Origin of the sequence: Pseudomonas sp. JV245A (assembly GCF_032424515.1) — a bacterium.
In the GTDB taxonomy this organism is placed as follows: domain Bacteria; phylum Pseudomonadota; class Gammaproteobacteria; order Pseudomonadales; family Pseudomonadaceae; genus Aquipseudomonas; species Aquipseudomonas protegens.
Genome location: NZ_VYKE01000048.1, coordinates 1 through 19457 on the forward strand (window position 1 = coordinate 1; position 19457 = coordinate 19457).

Consider the following 19457-nt stretch of genomic DNA (forward strand, 5'->3'; position numbering starts at 1 on the left):
GGCAAGCCGGCTCCTGCAAAGGGCGGGGTCAGTGGCGCAACTCCTCGCGGTCGCGAAACTGTTCCAGGGCCTCGGGGTTGGCCAGGGCGTCGGTGTTCTTCACCGGCAGGCCGTGCACCACGTTGCGTACCGCCAGTTCGACGATCTTGCCGCTGATGGTGCGGGGAATGTCCGTGACCGCGAGGATCTTCGCCGGCACATGGCGCGGCGTGGTGTTGCTGCGAATCACCTGGCGAATGTGTTCCTGCAAGGCTTCATCGAGCTCCACGCCGTCTTGCAGGCGCACGAACAGCACCACCCGCACGTCCTGCTCCCAGCTCTGGCCGATGGCCAGGCTTTCCAGGACCTGCTCCAGCTTTTCCACCTGGCGGTAGATTTCCGCGGTGCCGATACGCACCCCGCCGGGGTTGAGCACGGCGTCCGAACGCCCATGGATCAGCCAGCCACCCTCGGCCAGTTGTTCGGCGTAGTCGCCCTGGGCCCAGACGCCGGGAAACAGGCTGAAGTACGAGGCCTTGAGCTTGCTCTGGTCCGGGTCGTGCCACAGGCCCACGGGAATGCTGGGGAAGTGCCGGGTGCACACCAGCTCGCCTTTCTCGCCGATCACCGGCTGGCCCTGGTCGTTCCACACTTCGATGGCCATGCCCAGGCCCTTGCCTTGCATCTCGCCGCGGCGCACCGGTTGTATCGGATTGCCGGCGACGAAGCAGGCGACGATATCGGTGCCGCCGGACATCGAGGCCAGGCACAGCTCGCTCTTGATCTCGCGGTACACGTAGTCGTAGCTCTGCGGCGACAGCGGCGAGCCGGTGCACAGCAGGGTCTTCAGGCTCTCCAGGCGGTGGCTCTGGCGCGGCCGGCTGCCGGCCTTTTCCAGAGCTGCCAGGTACTTGGGGCTGGTGCCGAAGACGCTGATGGCTTCGCGGTCGATCAGGTCCATCAGGTGCTCGTTGCCGGGATGGAACGGCGAGCCATCGTAGAGCACCAGGCTGGCCCCGGTGGCCAGGGCCGAGACCAGCCAGTTCCACATCATCCAGCCGCAGGTGGTGTAGTAGAACAGGCGCTCGCCGGGGCCCAGGTCGGCGTGCAGGCCGTGTTCCTTGAGGTGTTGCAGCAGCACCCCGCCGGTGCCGTGGACGATGCACTTGGGCACCCCGGTGGTGCCGCTGGAATAGAGGATGTACAGCGGATGGGCGAAGGGCACCGGGGTGAATTCGGGCTCGCCGCCGGGGCGGTAGAAGTCGTCCCACAGGCTGACGCTGGCGGGGGTGCGGTAGTCCTCGGCCCGGGCCTGCGAGCGGGCGTAGGGCACGATCAGCAACTGCTCCAGGGACGGCAGGCGCTCGAGGATCTGGTTGACCTTGGCCGTCTGGTCGATGTCCTTGCCGGCGTAGCGGTAGCCGGCGCAGGTGATCAGCACCTTGGGCTCGATCTGGCCGAAGCGGTCGACCACCCCCTGGGTGCCGAAATCCGGCGAGCAGCTGGACCACACGGCCCCGAGGCTGGTGCTGGCGAGCATGCCCACCAGGGTCTGCCAGGTGTTGGGCATGCAAGCGGCAACCCGGTCACCGAGGCCGACTCCAGCGTCCCGCAGGCTGCGTTGCAGGCCGGCGACCTGGGCCGCCAGTTCGGCGTGGGTCAATTGTTCGCGCTGGCCGTTTTCGTTGATCGCCACCACCGCGACGCTGTCATCCCGACGCTTGAGCAGGTGCTCGGCGAAGTTCAGGGTGGCGCCGGGAAACCACTGCGCGCTGGGCATCTGCGGCCCTTCGCGCAGCACGCATTCAGCAGGCTGGTGGAAGCTGACCTCGAAGAAGTCGACGATCGCCTGCCAGAAGCTTTCTCGCTGGTCGATGCTCCACTGGTGCAGGGCGGGGTAGTCGTGAAGATTCAGGCCGTGGCGCTGATTGACGAAGCGGCGAAAGACATCCATCCGCGTCTTGCCGATGCGCTCGGCGCTGGGTTGCCAGAGTAGGTCGGACATGCAAGGCCTCGTGTTCTTATTGTTGTTTTTTTGGGGGGTTGTTCGCTGGCAAGCCAGCTCCTACGCGGGCCAGCACAGCCGTGTAGGAGCCGGCTTGCCGGCGAAGACGTCAGCCAGAGACGCGCGTCATTGCGCCAGCCACCCGCCATCGATGTTCCACGCCGCACCACGCACCTGGGCGCCGGCTTCGCTGCACAAAAATAGCACCAGTTCCCCCAGTTGCGACGGGGTGACGAACGCCAGGGACGGCTGCTTTTCCGCCAGCAGATCATGCTGGGCCTGTTGCGGGTCGGTGCCGGCCGCGACGCGATCATCGATCTGCTTCTGCACCAGCGGGGTCAGCACCCAGCCCGGGCAGATGGCGTTGCAGGTGACGTTGCTGGTGGCGGTTTCCAGGCCTACCACCTTGGTCAGGCCGATCACCCCGTGCTTGGCCGCCACATAGGCGGCCTTGCCCACCGAGCCCACCTGGCCGTGCACCGAGGCGATGTTGACGATCCGCCCCCAGCCCTTGGCGCGCATCCCCGGCAGCCCCAGGCGGGTGCTGTGGAACACCGACGACAGGTTGATGGCGATGATCGAATCCCAGCGCTCCACGGGGAACTCCTCCACCGCCGCCACATGCTGGATGCCGGCGTTGTTGACCAGGATGTCGACGCCGCCGAACTCCCGTTCGGCGTAGGCGAACATCTCGGCGATCTGCGCAGGGTCGCTGACGTCCGCCGGGTGATGGCCGACCTGACCGCCGAATTGTGCAACCTCGGCGATCGCCTTCGAGGCATCGCCAAAGCCGTTGAGAATCAGCTTGGCCCCGGCCTTGGCCAGCACCAGGGCGATGCCCAGGCCGATGCCGCTGGTGGAGCCGGTGACCAGGGCGGTCTTGCCAGAAAGAGTGGTCATGAATACCTCACACAATGCCGGTGGCGTAGAAAGTGGCGATGACGACGAAGACCGCCAGGGTCTTGATCAGGGTAATGCAGAAAATGTCCTTGTAGGCCTCGCGATGGGTCAGCCCGGTGACCGCCAGCAGGGTGATCACCGCGCCGTTGTGGGGCAGGGTGTCCATGCCGCCGCTGGCCATGGCGGCCACCCGGTGCAGCACTTCCAGGGGAATGTTGGCAGCGTGGGCGGCGCTGATGAAACTTTCGGACATGGCCGCCAGGGCGATGCTCATGCCGCCCGAGGCCGAACCTGTGATGCCCGCCAGCAGGGTCACGGTAATGGCTTCGTTGACCAGCGGGTTGGGGATGCTTTTGAGCCAGTCGGCCAGCACCAGGAAGCCTGGCAGGGAAGCGATCACCGCACCGAAGCCGTATTCCGAGGCGGTGTTCATGGCCGCCAGCAGGGCGCCGCTGACCGCGCTCTTGCTGCCCTCGGCGAGCTTGCTGCGAATCGCCGAGAAACCGCACACCAGCACCATCAGGATGCCCACCAGCAACGCCGCCTGCACCGCCCAGATGGCGGTCAGCTTGGCGATTTCGCTGGTTACCGGCGCCGCCATGCCCGGCAGGCTGAGGCTGTGGGTCTTGCCGTACCACTGGGGAATCCAGTGGGTGAACAGCAGGTTCATGATGCCCACCAGCAGCAGCGGCGACAGCGCCAGCCAGGGGTTGGGCAGCTCCAGGTCTTCGGCGGTTTCCGGCTCGTTGCGCAGCTCGGTGCCGTAGCCTTCACTGGCCTTCTGCGCCTTGTTGCGCTGGCGCTGGAGGAACAGCATGCCGGCGCAGAACACAAAGATGGTGCCGATCACCCCCAGCCAGGGCGCGGCCCAGGCGGTGGTATTGAAGAAGGTGCTGGGGATGATGTTCTGGATCTGCGGGGTGCCGGGCAGGGCGTCCATGGTGAAGGAAAACGCCCCCAGGGCGATGGTCGCCGGGATCAGGCGCTTGGGGATGTTGCTCTGGCGGAACATCTCGGCGGCAAAGGGGTAGACCGCGAACACCACCACGAACAGCGAGACCCCGCCGTAGGTCAGCAGCGCGCAGACCAGTACGATCACCAGCATGGCCTGGCGGGTGCCCAGCAGGCGGATGGCGGCCGCGACGATGGAGCGGGAAAAGCCCGACAGCTCGATCAGCTTGCCGAACACCGCGCCCAGCAGGAACACCGGGAAATACAACTTGATGAAGCCGACCATCTTCTCCATGAACACGCCGGTGAAGGCGGGCGCCACGGCGGACGGGTCGGTGAGCAGCACCGCGCCGAGGGCGGCGATGGGGGCAAAGAGGATGACGCTGTAGCCACGGTAGGCAGCGAGCATCAGCAGCGCCAGGGCTGCCAAGGCAATGATCACACTCATGGTGTGTCTCTCCAGGATTGTTATTGTTGTCGGGTGTTGCGTGTGGAGAGCGTTATAGCGAGAACTGTGCCATCTAATTAAGCTATTGAAATATATAGATATTTTTATTTTTCTGGGGGCGAATTGACGTTGATTGTCTCTGTTTGGAGATTTTTTTGGGTTTACCGGCCTCTTCGCTGGCAAGCCAGCTCCTACAGAGATTGTGCAAGCCGACGTAGGAGCTGGCTTGCCAGCGAAAAGCGCGCAGTGCGCGGTAGGTTCTTCAAACTGAGATTTGTGTCTCTTTATTGAGACTCGACAATCCCCAGGGCTGCCATCTTCTTGTACAGCGTGGAGCGCCCCAGCCCCAGGCGCCGGGCCGCTTCGTCCACCTTGCCGGCACATTGGGCCAGGGTGGCGCCGATCAGTTGCCGGTCGAAACGCTCTCGGGCCGCGGCGAAGGTTTCCTGGTTTGGCGAATCGCCCGGCACCAGGGCTTCGTTACGCTGCACCGGGCTGAAGCTGCCGATCGCCGCGCGAATATCCGAGGCGTTGAGTATCAGGTCGTCGCTGAGCAGCGCCGCTCGTTCCAGGACGTTGCGCAACTCGCGGATGTTCCCCGGCCAGGCATGTTGCGCCAGCAGGGCCAGGGCATCGCGGTCCAGTTCATGCTGGCTGCGCAGTTCTTCGAGAATCCCTTCGCTCAGGGCTGGCAGGTCGTCCAGGCGTTCGCGCAAGGCTGGCACCTGGATTGGCAGCACATTCAACCGGTAGTACAGGTCGGCGCGAAACTCGCCGCGCTTGATCGCCGCCTCAAGGTCTGTGGAGGTGGCGGCGATGATCCGCACATCGCTGTGGATCACCTCGTTGGAGCCCACCGGCTCGAACTCTTTTTCCTGCAGCACCCGCAGCAGCTTGCTTTGCAGGGGCAGCGGCATGTCGCCGATTTCATCGAGGAACAGGCTGCCGCCCTGGGCGATCTGCAACTTGCCCGGGCGGCCCTTGCGGTCGGCGCCGGTAAAGGCACCGGGGGCGGTACCAAAGAATTCCGCCTCCAGCAGGGCCTCGGGAATGGCCGCGCTGTTGATGCTGACAAAGGGCTTGTGCGCTCGTGGCGAGGCGGCGTGGATGGCCTGGGCCAGCAGCTCCTTGCCGGTACCGGTTTCGCCTTGCAGCAGCACCGGGGATTCGGCGCTGGCGCTGCGCCGGGCCCGGCGTTTGACTTCCAGGCTGGCGGTGCTGGTGCCGATGAAATGGGCGAAGTTGTACTTGGTCTGCCGGGCCCGCAACAAGGAGCGGGTGGAGGCCAGCTCTTCCTGCATGCTCAGGTAGCGCTTGAGCATGGGGGACAGGCTGCGCAGTTCGTCGAACAGGGCAAAGCCGATGGCGCCGATCACCGTGCCGGCGGCGTCGTGGATTGGCAGGCGCATCACCACCAGGGGCTCTTTGGGAGTGTCCTGCATGTCCAGCAGGATGGGGCGACCGGTGCGTACCACTTCCCGCAGCAGGCTGCCGGGGATCACGCTTTCACAGGGCTTGCCGATGGCGAAGGCCGCCGATTCCAGGCCGAAGCGCCGGGCATAACGCTCGTTCATCCAGACGATATTGGCGTCGCGATCGACGATCACCGTGCCTTCGCTGGATTGCTCGATGATCTCGAACAGCGAGCGGATCGCCAGTTGGCGCACGCGCTGGTAGTCCTTGAGGCTTTCGCTGTCGTTCATGGCGGCATCCTGGAAATGGGCGCAGCGATTATGCCGCAGTCTGCCCCGGTTGTTGCGCTGTAGCCGCTGCCGAGCGCCAGCGAGGCTGCGCAAAGGGCCGCAGGACCTTCGGCGGTCTCAAGGGCGGCGTCTCCTGCGGAGCCGTTCGCAGCCTGCGGCAGCGGCTACACCAGGTCGCGAAGCTGGCTGCTGTCGAGCCTTGCGAGGCTGCGAGAAAGGGGCGTCGACGGCAGGTCAGCCGGGATGGGCGGCGGCCAGCAGTTCCCGGGTGTAGGGATGCTGGGGGTTTTCGAATACGTCGTGGCTGGCGCCGCGCTCCACGACCTGGCCGTCCTTGATCACGATCATGTCGTGGGCCAGGGCTCGCACCACCGCCAGGTCATGGCTGATGAACAGGTAGGTCAGGCCGTACTTTTCCTGCAGCTGACGCAGCAGGGCCACCACTTGCTTCTGCACGGTGCGGTCCAGGGCCGAGGTGGGTTCGTCCAGCAAAATCAGCGCCGGCTTCAGCACCAGGGCCCGGGCGATGGCGATGCGCTGGCGCTGGCCGCCGGAGAACTCGTGGGGGTAGCGGTGGCGGCTGTCGGGGTCGAGGCCGACCTCCTCCAGGGCGCGGATGACCTGTTCGTCGCACTGGCGGGCATCGTACTGGCTGTGCACTTCCAGGCCTTCGCTGATGATCTGCGCCACCGACATGCGTGGGCTGAGGCTGCCGAAGGGGTCCTGGAATACCACCTGCATCTGCTTGCGCCAGGGGCGCAGTTGCTTCTGGTTGAGGCCGTCCAGGGCCTGGCCCTGGAAGCGGATGCCACCTTCGGAATCCAGCAGCCGCAGGATCGCCTGGCCCAGGGTGGACTTGCCCGAACCGGACTCGCCGACGATCCCCAGGGTCTTGCCTTGCTGCACGCTGAGGCTGATGCCGTCCACTGCCCGCAGGTACTCCTTGCGCCGGAACAGGCCGCCGCCGATCTGGAATTCGACGCTGAGATTGTCCACTTCCAACACGGTTTCCCGGGTGTCGCGACACAGCGGTTCGCCCTCGGGCTCGGCATGCAGCAGTTCACAGCTGTATGGATGTTGCGGGGCGTTGAACAGGGTGTCGCAGTCGGCCTGCTCGACGATTTCCCCGGCTTTCATCACGCACACCCGCTGGGCAATGCGCCGCACCAGGTTGAGGTCGTGGCTGATCAGCAGCAGGGACATGCCCAGGCGCTGTTGCAGGGATTTGAGCAGCAGCAGGATCTTGCGCTGCACGGTCACGTCCAGGGCGGTGGTGGGTTCGTCGGCAATCAGCAGTTCCGGTTCGCAGGCCAGGGCCATGGCGATCATCACCCGCTGGCGCTGGCCGCCGGAAAGTTGATGCGGGTAGGCCTTGAGCCGTTCCCGGGGCTTCTGGATGCCCACCAGCTCCAGCAGTTCGAGGATCCGCGCCTGGGCCTCCTTGCCCCCCAGGCCGCGATGCAGCAGCAGGGTTTCGCCGATCTGTTTTTCCACGCTGTGCAGCGGGTTGAGGGAGGTCATGGGCTCCTGGAAGATCATGGCGATGCGGTTGCCCCGCAGCTGTTGCAGGGTCGCCGGGCTGGCACCGATCAGTTCCTGGCCGCGATAGCGCACGCTGCCGGTGGCGCTGCAGCCGGTCTGCGGCAGCAGTTGCAGGATCGAATGGGCGGTCACCGACTTGCCCGAGCCGGATTCCCCCACCAGGGCCAGGCATTCGCCGGGGCGGATATCCAGGCTCAGGTCGCGGACCACGGTCTGCGCGCCGAAGGCGACATTGAGCTGGCGGATTTCGATCAGGTTTTCAGTCATTTCTACAGTCCGCTTCAAGATCGAGGATCAAAGGCATCGCGCAACGCCTCGCCGATGAACACCAGCAGAGAGAGGATCAGCGCCAGGGTGAAAAACGCCGTCAGCCCGAGCCACGGCGCCTGCAGGTTCTGCTTGCCCTGGCCGATCAATTCGCCCAGGGAGGCGCTGCCGGCGGGCATGCCGAAGCCGAGGAAGTCCAGGGCGGTGAGGGTCGAGATGGCCCCGGTGAGAATGAACGGCAGGTAGCTCAGGGTGGCGTTCATGGCGTTGGGCAGGATGTGCCGCAGGATCACCTTGCGGTCGCTCAGGCCCAGGGCCCGGGCAGCCTTGACGTACTCCAGGTTGCGCCCGCGCAGGAACTCGGCGCGCACCACGTCCACCAGGGCCAGCCAGGAAAACAGCGCCATGATCCCCAGCAGCCACCAGAAGTTCGGCTCGACAAAGCCCGAGAGGATGATCAGCAGGTAGAGCACCGGCAACCCGGACCAGACCTCCAGCAAGCGCTGGCCCAGGAGGTCGACCCAGCCGCCGTAGTAGCCCTGCAGGGCGCCGGCAGCGATGCCGATCAGGGCGCTGATGGCGGTCAGGGCCAGGGCGAACAGGATTGACACCCGGGCGCCGTAGATCACCCGTGCCAGCACATCCCGGGCCTGGTCGTCAGTGCCCAGCCAGTTGACCTTGCTCGGCGGGCTGGGGGCCGGCTGGGTCAGGTCGTAGTTGGGGGTGTCTTCGCTGAAGGGCACCGGCGGGAACAGCAGCCAGCCACCGTCCTTGCGGATAAGTTGCTGCACGTAGTCGCTGCGGTAGTCGGCCTGGAACGGCAACTGGCCGCCGAATTCCTGTTCGGTGTAGCGCTTGAGCACCGGGAAATACAGCGAGCCCTGGTAGCTGACCACCAGCGGCTTGTCGTTGGCGATCAGCTCGCCGCCCAGGGTCAGGATGAACAGGCCGATGAACAGCCACAGCGACCACCAGCCGCGGCGGTTTTTCTTGAAACGGTCGAAGCGCCGGCGCGCCAGAGGAGAAAGCGTGAGCATCAGGCGTTCCTCGCGGCGAAGTCGATGCGCGGGTCGACGAGGGTGTAGCACAGGTCGCCGATGAGTTTTATCAAGAGGCCGAACAGGGTGAAGATGAACAGCGAGCCGAACACCACCGGGTAGTCCCTGGACACCGCGGCCTCATAGCTCATGCGCCCCAGGCCGTCGAGGGAGAAGATCACCTCGATCAGCAGGGAGCCGGCGAAGAACACGCTGATAAAGGCCTGGGGAATGCCCGAGACCACCAGCAGCATGGCGTTGCGGAACACATGCCCATACAGCACCCGGCGCTCGCTCAGGCCCTTGGCCCGGGCGGTGACCACGTACTGGCGGGTGATCTCGTTGAGGAAGGAGTTCTTGGTGAGGATGGTCAGGGTGGCGAAGCCGCCGATCACCAGGGAGCTGACCGGCAGTACCAGGTGCCAGAAGTAGTCGGCGACCTTGCCCAGGGTGCTCAACTGCTCGAAGTTGTCCGAGACCAGGCCGCGCACCGGAAACCAGTTCAGCGAGGTGCCGCCGGCGAACAGCACGATCAGGAACATGGCGAACAGGAAGGCCGGCATGGCGTAGCCGATGATGATCGCGGTGCTGCTCCAGATGTCGAAATGGCTGCCGTGGTGCACCGCCTTGCGGATCCCCAGGGGGATCGACACCAGGTAGGTGATCAGGGTCGCCCAGAGCCCCAGGGAAATGGTCACCGGCATCTTTTCCAGGATCAGGTCGGTGACCGTGGCGCCGCGAAAGAAGCTCTTGCCGAAGTCCAGCTGGGCGTAGTTCTTGAGCATCAGCCACAGGCGTTCATGGGCCGGCTTGTCGAAGCCGTACTGTTTCTCGATGTCCTGGATCAGCTTGGGGTCCAGGCCGCGGCTGGCCCGGGAACCGCTGCTGCTCATGGCATCGGCGGAACCGCCGACAGCGGCGCCGCCACCGATGCCCTGCAGGCGGGCGATGGCCTGTTCCACCGGGCCGCCGGGGGCGGCCTGGACGATGACGAAGTTCACCAGGAGGATGATCAATAGGGTCGGGATGATCAGCAGCAGGCGCCGCAGAATGTAGGCCAGCATCAGTGGCGCCCTCCGGGTTTGCCACGGCGGATCAGCTCGGCGGCCATTTGTTCGTCGGTCAGCGCGCTGCTGCTGACTTCCCACCAGCTTTCGATGGCTTCATCGTTGCTCGCCGGCACCTTGGGGATGCCGAAGCGGTTCCACCACACCGTGGAGGTGCCGGGCGGGTAGTAGTTGGCAATCCAGTAGTAGTTCCACTGCAGCACCCGGTCCAGGGCATGGGCGTAGCGCAGCATCTCCGGCTGGCTGGTGGCCTTCACCAGGCCATTGACCAGGCTGTCCACGGCCGGGTTCTTGAGCACCATGTAGTTGTTGGAACCGGGGTCGTTGGCCGCGGCGGAGCCGAAGTAGTTGTACAGCTCCATGCCCGGCGAGGTGGTCACCGGGTAGCCGGTGACGATCATGTCGTAGTCCCGGGCCATCAGGCGGTTGACGTACTGGGCGGAGTCGATGCGGCGAATGTTCAGGCTGATGCCGATCTGCGCCAGGTTGCGCTTGTAGGGCAGCAGCAGGCGTTCGATGGAGCCCTGGGTGATCAGGAAAGTGAAGCTCAGGGGCTCGCCCTGGGCGTTCACCAGCTTGTCGCCCTCGGGCTTCCAGCCGGCCTGTTCCAGCAGGGCCAGGGCTTGCAGTTGCTTGTCGCGGATCACGCCGCTGCCGTCGGTTTTCGGCGCCTCGAAAACCTGGGTGAAGACCTCGTCGGGGATCTGCCCGCGCAGCGGTTCGAGGATCTTCAGTTCCTCGGCATCCGGCAGGCTGCGGGCCGCCAGGGCGGTGTTGGAGAAGAAACTCTGCTGGCGGATGTAGAGGTTGCGCATCATCTGCCGGTTGCTCCATTCGAAATCCCAGAGCATGGCCAGGGCCTGGCGCACCCGGCGGTCCTGGAACACCGGCCGATCGAGGTTGAACACATAGCCCTGGGCCGGTTGCGGCGCCGATTGCGCCAGGTGGGCCTTTTGCAGGCGGCCGTCGTTCAGCGCCGGGCTGTCGTAGCCGATGGAATAGCCGGTGGCGGAAAACTCGCGGTTGTAGTCGTAGGCGCCGCCGCGCAGCACCTGGCGGGCGACGTCGATATCGCCGAAATACTCGACGCTGAAATGATCGAAGTTGTACAGGCCGCGGCTCACCGGCAGGTCCTTGCCCCACCAGTCGGGGTTGCGGGCGAAGGTGATGCTGTTGCCCGAGTCGACCTTGGCCACGCGGTAGGGGCCGCTGCCCAGGGGCGCTTCATAGCCGCCGCCATTGGCGAAGTCGCGACTCTTCCACCAGTGTTCGGGGAACACCGGCAGGGTCGCGATATCCAGGGGCAGGGTGCGGTTTTCGTTGCTTTTGAAGTCGAAGCGCACCACTCGTGGTGATTCCACGGTGACGCCTTTGACATCGTCGAACTGGGTGCGGTAGCGCATGCTGCCCTGGGTCATCAGCAGGTCGTAGCTGTAGCGCACGTCTTGGGCGGTGATCGGCGTGTTGTCGGCAAAGCGCGCCTTGGGGTTGAGGTAGAAACGCAGCCACAGGCCGTCTTCGGCACGCTCCATCTTTTCGGCCACCAGGCCGTAGACGGTGTAGGGCTCGTCCAGGGAGCGCTGGGCCAGGGGTGAATAGACCAGGCCGTCGAGCTGGGAGACACCGATGCCCTTGTCGATATAGGGCAGTACGTGGTCGAAACGGCCGATTTCGATGGCCGAGCGGCGCAACGTCCCGCCTTTGGGGGCCTGGGGATTGACGTAGTCGAAGTGGCTGAAACCCTGGGGGTACTTGGCCGGTTCGCCATAGACGGTCATGGCGTGTTGCGGTGCGGCTTGGGCACCCGCGGCGCCCAACAGCAGGGCGGTGAAAAGCACGGTGGAGGAAAGCAGTCGCATTGTCAGCCTTAGGAGCCGGGTGATCGATGACCACGATTTGTACGCTAGCGGCGCGTGACTGGCCAGCCGCATCCGCTTTGGGCAGAACTTGGCGCCCATGCGCAACGGCCCACCAAAAGGCGGGCCGTTGAGCAGACGCAGGCGCTTGGGGATCAGTCCTGGCGGCTGGTGACTTCCAGCAGGTGGTAGCCGAACTGGGTTTTCACCGGGCCTTGCACCACGTTTACCGGAGCGCTGAACACCACGGTGTCGAATTCCTTGACCATCTGGCCTGGGCCGAAGGAGCCCAGGTTGCCGCCGTCACGGCTGGAAGGGCAGGTGGAGTTCTTTTTCGCGACTTCGGCAAAGTCGGCGCCGGCTTCGATTTCGGCTTTGAGTTCGTTGCACTTGGCTTCGCTGGCAACCAGGATGTGACGGGCAGTGGCTTTGGCCATGGATGTTGCTCCTTTCAAGAAAGTTGAGAGCCTACCGGATTCAGGTGGCTATTTCTTCTCAAAGTTCCTTCAAGGCATTGCCGCCTGGCGCCTGCGGGGGATGAGTGGTGAGGGTCCTGTAGGGGCCGGCTTGCCGGCGAAGAGGTCCTTGCAGGAGACGCTGCTCTTGAGGACGCCTTCGCTGGCAAGCCAGCTCCTGCGGGGGCGGTGCTGCTCAGGCGGGGACGGCTGCGGCCTTGTCTGCGTGTCGCAGTTTTTGCGCGCCATTGCGCAGCAATTGTTCGGTGGCGTCCCAGCCCAGGCAGCCGTCGGTCACCGAAACGCCGTAGCGCAGGTTCGCGCTCAGGGGCTGGCAGCCTTCGAACAGGTGGCTTTCCAGCATCACCCCCATCAGCGAGGTATCGCCCTGCAAGCGCTGCTCCAGTACCTCGTTGAACACCGCCGGCTGACGCAGCGGGTCCTTGCCGCTGTTGGCGTGGCTGCAATCGACCATGATCCGCGCCGGGATCTTCAGCTTCTGCAGGTCCTGCTGGACCTGGGCCACGCTCTGGCGGTCGTAGTTGGGCCCGCGATGGCCACCGCGCAGCACCAGATGAGTGTCGGGGTTGCCTGGGGTCTGGATGACCGCCGGGTGGCCTTGGCTGTCGACGCCGAAGTGGCGGTGCGGGTGGGCCGCCGAGCGCATGGCGTCACAGGCGATAGCGACGCCGCCGTCGGTGCCGTTCTTGAAACCCACGGGCATGTCCAGGCCGCTGGCCATCTCGCGGTGGATCTGCGATTCGGTGGTGCGCGCACCAATGGCGACCCAGCTCAGCAGGTCATCGAAGTAGCCGGCGGCCATGGGCTGCAACAGTTCGGTGGCAACCGGCAGGCCCAGGCGCAGCATCTCGCGCATCAGTTCACGGGACAGGTGCAGGCCGCCGGCCATGTCGTCGCTGCCATCCAGGCGGGGGTCGTAGGCCAGGCCTTTCCAGCCGACGGTGGTACGGGGCTTTTCCACGTAGGCGCGCATCACCAGCAGCATCTGGTCGCGCACTTCATCGGCCAGGCGGGCCAGGTTGGCGGCGTATTCCAGGGCCGATTGCGGGTCGTGGATGGAGCAGGGGCCGACGACTACCAGCAGGCGTGGGTCGCGACCTTCGAGGATGGCGCGCACCGCCTGGCGGTGAGCGGCGACTTGTTGGTTCAAGGCCAGGGACAGCGGCAGTTGCTGCTTGAGTTCCAGGGAGCTGGGCAGGCGCTGGGTCAGGGTTTCATTGGCGCTGACGTGGGCGGACAGGGGCAGGGCGGATACGGACGAGTTCATGTGCGGTCTTCCTGGGCGGGCGGCGGGTTATGTCCCGCGCGCGGCCCTACTGGGGTGTTCGACAATTGGCCGTACTGGCCATAAGTGTGCAATTGCCACCGGTAGGTGACCGATCGGAGGCGGCAGGCTGTCCCGAGCGGAGGCTGCTAAATCGCCAGGCGCAAAACATGTCGTAGCGGTAATAGGTGGAGTAGTTCATGGAGCAATCCTCAGTAAGTTCGGTGTGTCGCTGAAAGTCGTGGTTGAAAATGCAGTGCCGGAAAAAACAAAACCCCCGGTCGGGAGGCCGACCGGGGGTTGAGATTTCTCTGGTAGGCGACCCGTTGAAGTGGGCGCCGGTTGGGTATCAGGCGCGCCAGTGGCTAAACCAATACCCAAAATAAAAGCTGGCCGGAGCCCGAGTGCCGTTGACCCAGGCAGCCGCGACCGAGCGCAGTGCGCTGGCAGTGTGGCGGTGCAGGGAAGGGGTCTTGGACAACATGGGTTTCTCCGTAAAGTGGGGGCGAGCTTACTAGAGGCTGGTGCCGGGATTCAATCAGTAATTTCTATCGGCGCAGCACGCGGCGGCTATGGATTAAGCCTGCAGGGGATTTATGCCACACTCGCTGCTCCCGCCTGTTCGCCCTCCAAGGAATGTTCATGTCCGTGCTGACCCTCGCTGCTGCCCAAACGGTGTCCATCGCGGGCGATCTACTGGCCAACCTGGCCCGGCATCAGCGGTTGATACAACTGGCAGCGGCGCAGGGCGTGCAGTTGCTGGTGTTTCCCGAGCTGTCGCTGACCGGCTACGAACCGCAACTGGCGGCCGAACTGGCGCTGATGCCGGATGCACCGCAGTTGCAGCCACTGCGGGATCTGGCCCGGGCGCTGGAACTGACGGCGGTGGTGGGGATGCCGATCCGCCTGTCTGTTGACGGGCCGGTGCTGATTGGCGCTCTGGTGCTGGGCGGCGACGGTTCGCTGGCGGTCTACACCAAGCAGCACCTGCATGCAGGAGAAGAGCGCGCTTTTGTCGCAGGCCAGGGCGGCACCCCTTTGCCTATCGGTGGCGAAACCGTGGCTTTGGCGGTCTGCGCGGACTTCTGCCACGCCAGCCATGTGCAGGCGGCGGCCGATGCCGGCGCCGGGATCTATGCTGCCGGGGTCTTGATCAGCGAAGGTGGCTACGCTGCCGATAGCGCGCAGCTCCAGGGATACGCCCAGGAACACGGGATGCTGGTGCTGATGGCCAACCACGGCGGCCCCAGCGGTGGTTGGGCCTGCGCCGGACGCAGCGCGGCCTGGGATGCCAGGGGCCGGTTGCTGGGCACCGTCGAGGGTGTGGGCGAGGCTTTGTTGATTGTCCAGGGTGGTACTGGGCAATGGCAGGCGCAAGTGCTGGAGGTGAGCCATTGATGGACGGCTTTTCATTACGCCCGGCGGTTGATTCGGACCTGGCGTTCGCCCGCGACCTGACCCGTTCCACCATGCTCGGCTATTACATTCGCAACGACTTGCTGTGGCAGGACGAAGCCTTCGATGTGGCCTGGGCCGGCCGCAGGAACCTGCTGATCTGCCAGGGTGCCCGGGTGCTGGGGTTTGTCAGCCTGAGCCGGGATGCGCAGGCGCTGTATGTCCGCGAATTGCATGTGCTGGAGGCTTTCCGGGGGCAGGGCGCCGGTGCCTGGACGCTGGAGCAGGTGCTGGAGCTGGCTCGCCAGGAGCGCCGAGGGTTGTTGCGCCTGACCGTGTTCAAGGGCAATCCCGCACAGCGGCTGTATGAGCGGATGGGGTTGCGGGTGGTGGGAGAGGATGATTGCTTCTGGCGCATGGAGCGCTTGTCTGATTCGCTTGCCGGAAGGCTTGGCGACGCCTGAGCGCAACGCCCTTCCGCAGGCTTTACTGTGCGTTGGGATCTATCGCGGGCGCATCCTCGAGGATGATGCCGTCCTTCATTCCCAGTAGCACCGCGACCTTGTGCGCTTCCCCTCGTTTGCCTTTCTTGCGGCCTGCCAGCACCTGATAGGTAGTGGCCGGGTCAACCCCGTGTTCACGAGCAAATTGTTGAACCGATTTACCTTGATGTTCCAGCCAGGCCTTGGCTTGTGCGGCAGTGCGGATACCGGGCATAGTTCAAAACCGTTCAAATTTGTTCAATGCTTGAAGAGTATGACACCCCCTTGGGGTGTATCAGATGGGATCATACATCCAAATGAGTGGAATCGGTTCGCGGTTGAGGCAGGAGCGAGAACGCCTGGGACTGTCGCAGAAAGTTTTTGGTGAAATAGGCGGGGTTGAAGCCAACGCCCAGGGTAAATATGAAAGTGGTGATCGTGCACCCAAGGCGGATTATCTGTCCCGGGTGGCGGCAAAAGGGGTGGATGTGCTGTATGTGCTGACCGGCAGCCGGATCCCGATCCAGAGCGGCGGGCTGAGTCAGACCGAGGAAAAGGTCCTGGATTGCTATCGGGCGCTGTTCAAGGAGGATCAGGATGCTATCTGCCGCCTGACCAGTACCCTGGCCGAGCTTTCGGCAAGCCAGGGCGAGAGGCGCAAGGCCCAGGTACGAGAGTGAGGGGCGCTGGCCTCTTTCGATGTGCACGGGGGTAGGACCGTTATTGCGCCCGGATGTTTTTTATATAGCGCTTGTGATTAGGTTTGTACGCCGCTTTTTTGCTAAGGTGTCGGGCAACCTGTAAAGACCATATCGCGAGGTGTCTGCTTGATAAGGGTGCTAGTAGTCGATGACCATGATCTCGTTCGTACGGGCATTACACGAATGTTGGCTGACATCGATGGCCTGCAAGTAGTCGGGCAGGCGGAGTCAGGGGAAGAATCCCTGCTCAAGGCGCGGGAGCTGAAGCCCGATGTGGTCCTGATGGACGTCAAGATGCCAGGCATCGGCGGCCTCGAAGCCACGCGCAAACTGCTGCGCAGTCATCCGGACATCAAGGTCGTGGCGGTCACCGTCTGCGAGGAAGATCCCTTTCCTACCCGCTTGCTGCAAGCGGGTGCGGCGGGCTATCTGACCAAGGGCGCCGGTCTGAACGAAATGGTCCAGGCCATCCGCCTGGTATTTGCCGGCCAGCGCTATATCAGCCCGCAGATCGCTCAGCAATTGGTGTTCAAGTCATTCCAGCCTTCCAGTGATTCACCGTTCGACGCCCTGTCGGAACGGGAGATCCAGATTGCGCTGATGATTGTCGGCTGCCAGAAGGTGCAGATCATCTCCGACAAGCTGTGCCTGTCGCCGAAAACCGTGAATACCTACCGCTATCGCATTTTCGAGAAGCTCTCGATCAGCAGCGATGTCGAGTTGACGCTATTGGCGGTTCGTCACGGCATGGTTGATGCCAGCCTCTGAAATGACCGAACAGTTTGATCCCAGTGCCTTTCTTTCTACCTGCAGTGGCCGCCCCGGTGTGTATCGCATGTTCGACAGCGATGCACGCCTGCTTTACGTCGGTAAAGCCAAGAACCTGAAGAACCGGCTCTCCAGCTATTTCCGCAAGACCGGCCAGGCGCCGAAGACCGCCGCCCTGGTGGCGCGCATCGCGCAGATCGAAACCACCATCACCGCCAATGAAACCGAAGCGCTGCTGCTGGAGCAGACGCTGATCAAGGAATGGCGGCCGCCGTACAACATTCTCCTGCGCGACGATAAGTCCTACCCCTACGTGTTTCTTTCGGACGGCGACTTTCCGCGTTTCAGCATCCATCGCGGGGCGAAGAAGCAGAAGGGTAAGTATTTCGGTCCTTATCCCAGCGCCGGCGCCATTCGCGAAAGCCTCAGCCTGTTGCAGAAGACCTTCATGGTCCGCCAGTGCGAGGACAGCTACTACAAGAACCGTACGCGGCCCTGCCTGCAGTACCAGATCAAACGCTGCAAGGCGCCCTGCGTCGGCCTGGTGGAGCCTGAGGTCTATGCCGAGGACGTGCGCCACTCGGTGATGTTCCTGGAGGGGCGCAGCAATGCCCTGACCGACGAACTCTCCACTGCCATGGAAGCCGCCGCCAGCACCCTGGATTTCGAAAAGGCCGCCGAACTGCGGGACCAGATCTCCCTGCTGCGTCGGGTCCAGGACCAGCAGAGCATGGAAGGTGGCACGGGCGATGTGGATGTGGTGGCGGCCTTCGTCAACCCGGGCGGCGCCTGTGTGCACCTGATCAGCGTGCGCGGCGGCCGGGTACTGGGCAGCAAGAACTTCTTTCCCCAGGTGGGTATCGAGGAGGACGTGGCCGAAGTCATGTCGGCGTTCCTCGGCCAGTATTTTGTCAGCAGCCCGGAACGCGACCTGCCTTCCGAGTTGATCGTCAACGTGGTCCATGAGGACTTCCCGACCCTGATCGCCGCCATCGACGAGCTGCGCGGGCGCGAGTTGACCATCAGCCACCGGGTACGCGGTACCCGCGCCCGCTGGCAGCAACTGGCGGTAACCAACGCCGAGCAGGCCCTGAGCGCGCGCCTGGCCAACCGCCAGCACGTGGCCGCACGTTTCGAAGCCCTGGCCGAGGTGCTGAACCTGGACGAGCCGCCGCAGCGCCTGGAGTGCTACGACATCAGCCATTCCAGCGGCGAGGCCACTGTAGCCTCCTGCGTGGTATTCGGGCCGGAAGGGCCGCTGAAGTCCGACTACCGGCGCTACAACATCGAAGGCGTGACCGCCGGCGACGACTACGCCGCCATGCACCAGGCCCTGACCCGACGCTTCAGCAAGCTCAAGGACGGCGAGGGCAAGCTGCCGGACATCCTTCTGGTGGACGGCGGCAAGGGCCAGCTGTCCATGGCTCGGGATGTGCTCAATGAGCTGGCGGTGCCGGACCTGATCCTGCTCGGCGTGGCCAAGGGCGCGACCCGCAAGGCCGGTTTCGAAACCCTGTACCTGAACGACGCAGCCCACGAATTCACCCTCAAGGGTGACTCGCCGGCGCTGCACCTGATCCAGCAAATCCGCGATGAGGCTCACCGCTTCGCGATCACCGGTCACCGCGCACGACGTGGCAAGACCCGGCGTACCTCGACCCTGGAAGGGGTGGCGGGCGTCGGGCCGAAGCGTCGGCGGGACCTTCTCAAACATTTTGGTGGATTGCAGGAACTGTCCCGTGCAAGCATCGACGAGATTGCCAAAGCACCGGGAATCAGTAAAAAGCTCGCAGAGTTGATTTATGCAAACCTGCACAGCGAGTAGAATGCCCAATCACCTCGTAGCCAGTTGTGCCGATGAATATCCCTAATCTGATCACCGTTCTACGCGTCCTGCTCATCCCGATTTTCATTTTGCTGTTCTATTTGCCCTATAGCTGGAGCTACATGGCCGCCAGTTCGGTGTTTGCCTTCGCGGCCGCCACCGACTGGCTGGACGGCTACCTGGCGCGGCGCCTGCAGCAGAGCACGCCGTTCGGTGCGTTCCTCGACCCGGTGGCCGACAAGCTGATGGTGGCGGTGGCCCTGGTGCTGCTGGTGCAGGAGCATCACAACCTGTGGCTGACCTTGCCCGCCGCGGTGATCATCGGTCGTGAAATCGTCATCTCGGCGCTGCGCGAGTGGATGGCCGAGCTCGGCGCCCGCGCGCAGGTGGCGGTGTCGAACATGGGCAAGTGGAAAACGGCGGCGCAAATGCTGGCGCTGGTGATTTTGCTGGCCAATCCCTCGGACTTCAGTTTCTGGGTGCTGGTAGGTTACGCGTTGCTGTTGGCGGCAGCGGGCCTGACCCTGTGGTCCATGCTGCAGTATCTGCGAGCCGCCTGGCCGCACCTGAAAACTGATAACGAGAAAAAATAAGTTTTTTTGAATCAAAGGCTTGACGCGCATTCGGATTTCTATAGAATGCGCAACACCAAGACGTTGCGGGAATAGCTCAGTTGGTAGAGCACGACCTTGCCAAGGTCGGGGTCGCGAGTTCGAGTCTCGTTTCCCGCTCCAAACATAGCGCTGCAGAGTTCCACGAATTCTGCAGCGATCGAAAAAAGGACCTTCGGG

The 19457-nt window shown here is 64.0% G+C and carries 17 protein-coding genes and 1 tRNA gene; 7 read left to right on the forward strand and 11 right to left on the reverse strand.

Annotated elements, in window-relative coordinates; translation table 11 throughout:
- Window positions 1-28: 28 nt before the first annotated feature.
- The 10 genes from F6S12_RS15305 to F6S12_RS15350 form a co-directional block, all read right to left on the reverse strand.
- Window positions 29-1984 carry an acetoacetate--CoA ligase gene (locus F6S12_RS15305; protein ID WP_169893554.1) on the reverse strand — a complete coding sequence of 652 codons (1956 nt, stop codon included), beginning with the start codon at window positions 1982-1984 and terminating at the stop codon, window positions 29-31.
- A 126-nt stretch (window positions 1985-2110) separates the two neighbouring features.
- Window positions 2111-2884: a 3-hydroxybutyrate dehydrogenase gene (gene hbdH, locus F6S12_RS15310; protein WP_015636019.1), complete on the reverse strand. Its 774-nt coding sequence runs from the start codon at window positions 2882-2884 to the stop codon at window positions 2111-2113.
- Window positions 2885-2891: 7 nt separating this feature from the next.
- Window positions 2892-4283, reverse strand: coding sequence for a GntP family permease (locus tag F6S12_RS15315; protein WP_053152407.1), 1392 nt, complete (start codon window positions 4281-4283; stop codon window positions 2892-2894).
- A gap of 284 nt (window positions 4284-4567) precedes the next feature.
- A complete protein-coding gene (locus F6S12_RS15320; protein ID WP_183001457.1) occupies window positions 4568-5986 on the reverse strand; it encodes a sigma-54 interaction domain-containing protein in 1419 nt (472 codons plus the stop codon).
- 234 nt (window positions 5987-6220) lie between these two features.
- A complete protein-coding gene (locus tag F6S12_RS15325; protein ID WP_315869048.1) occupies window positions 6221-7795 on the reverse strand; it encodes an ABC transporter ATP-binding protein in 1575 nt (524 codons plus the stop codon).
- A gap of 14 nt (window positions 7796-7809) precedes the next feature.
- A complete protein-coding gene (locus tag F6S12_RS15330; RefSeq protein WP_041118786.1) occupies window positions 7810-8832 on the reverse strand; it encodes an ABC transporter permease in 1023 nt (340 codons plus the stop codon).
- Window positions 8832-9896 (reverse strand): microcin C ABC transporter permease YejB, encoded by a 1065-nt coding sequence (locus F6S12_RS15335; protein WP_011061848.1) that lies wholly within the window; start codon window positions 9894-9896, stop codon window positions 8832-8834. The genes F6S12_RS15330 and F6S12_RS15335 overlap by 1 nt, the downstream gene beginning before the upstream one ends.
- Entirely contained in the window at window positions 9896-11758 is a 1863-nt protein-coding gene (locus F6S12_RS15340) for an extracellular solute-binding protein (protein ID WP_161467003.1), read from the reverse strand. The genes F6S12_RS15335 and F6S12_RS15340 overlap by 1 nt, the downstream gene beginning before the upstream one ends.
- 152 nt (window positions 11759-11910) lie before the next feature.
- Entirely contained in the window at window positions 11911-12192 is a 282-nt protein-coding gene (locus F6S12_RS15345; RefSeq protein WP_007924449.1) for a peptidylprolyl isomerase, read from the reverse strand.
- 214 nt (window positions 12193-12406) lie between these two features.
- Window positions 12407-13498 (reverse strand): 3-deoxy-7-phosphoheptulonate synthase, encoded by a 1092-nt coding sequence (locus tag F6S12_RS15350; RefSeq protein ID WP_315869049.1) that lies wholly within the window; start codon window positions 13496-13498, stop codon window positions 12407-12409.
- Between the two features lie 639 nt (window positions 13499-14137).
- Between F6S12_RS15350 and F6S12_RS15355 the strand changes: the two genes are divergently transcribed.
- Together F6S12_RS15355 and F6S12_RS15360 are read left to right on the forward strand one after the other, a co-directional pair.
- Complete coding sequence (locus F6S12_RS15355; protein ID WP_315869050.1) at window positions 14138-14893, forward strand: carbon-nitrogen hydrolase family protein; 756 nt, start codon at window positions 14138-14140, stop codon at window positions 14891-14893.
- Window positions 14893-15354: a GNAT family N-acetyltransferase gene (locus F6S12_RS15360; RefSeq protein ID WP_011061844.1), complete on the forward strand. Its 462-nt coding sequence runs from the start codon at window positions 14893-14895 to the stop codon at window positions 15352-15354. Before F6S12_RS15355 ends, F6S12_RS15360 begins: the two co-directional genes overlap by 1 nt.
- A 22-nt stretch (window positions 15355-15376) precedes the next feature.
- On the opposite strand, the gene F6S12_RS15365 is transcribed toward F6S12_RS15360, so the two are convergent.
- Window positions 15377-15607 carry a DNA-binding protein gene (locus F6S12_RS15365; protein WP_011061843.1) on the reverse strand — a complete coding sequence of 77 codons (231 nt, stop codon included), beginning with the start codon at window positions 15605-15607 and terminating at the stop codon, window positions 15377-15379.
- Window positions 15608-15689: 82 nt separating this feature from the next.
- Between F6S12_RS15365 and F6S12_RS15370 the strand changes: the two genes are divergently transcribed.
- From F6S12_RS15370 to F6S12_RS15390, 5 genes are all read left to right on the forward strand, one after another.
- Window positions 15690-16052 carry a helix-turn-helix domain-containing protein gene (locus tag F6S12_RS15370; RefSeq protein WP_011061842.1) on the forward strand — a complete coding sequence of 121 codons (363 nt, stop codon included), beginning with the start codon at window positions 15690-15692 and terminating at the stop codon, window positions 16050-16052.
- 147 nt (window positions 16053-16199) lie between these two features.
- Window positions 16200-16841 (forward strand): UvrY/SirA/GacA family response regulator transcription factor, encoded by a 642-nt coding sequence (gene uvrY / locus F6S12_RS15375; protein ID WP_011061841.1) that lies wholly within the window; start codon window positions 16200-16202, stop codon window positions 16839-16841.
- A 1-nt stretch (window position 16842) separates the two neighbouring features.
- Window positions 16843-18666, forward strand: coding sequence for an excinuclease ABC subunit UvrC (uvrC, locus tag F6S12_RS15380; RefSeq protein WP_011061840.1), 1824 nt, complete (start codon window positions 16843-16845; stop codon window positions 18664-18666).
- 32 nt (window positions 18667-18698) lie between these two features.
- Window positions 18699-19259: a CDP-diacylglycerol--glycerol-3-phosphate 3-phosphatidyltransferase gene (gene pgsA, locus F6S12_RS15385; protein ID WP_011061839.1), complete on the forward strand. Its 561-nt coding sequence runs from the start codon at window positions 18699-18701 to the stop codon at window positions 19257-19259.
- A 65-nt stretch (window positions 19260-19324) separates the two neighbouring features.
- Window positions 19325-19400 (forward strand) — tRNA-Gly (locus F6S12_RS15390).
- The last annotated feature ends 57 nt before the right edge of the window (window positions 19401-19457 follow it).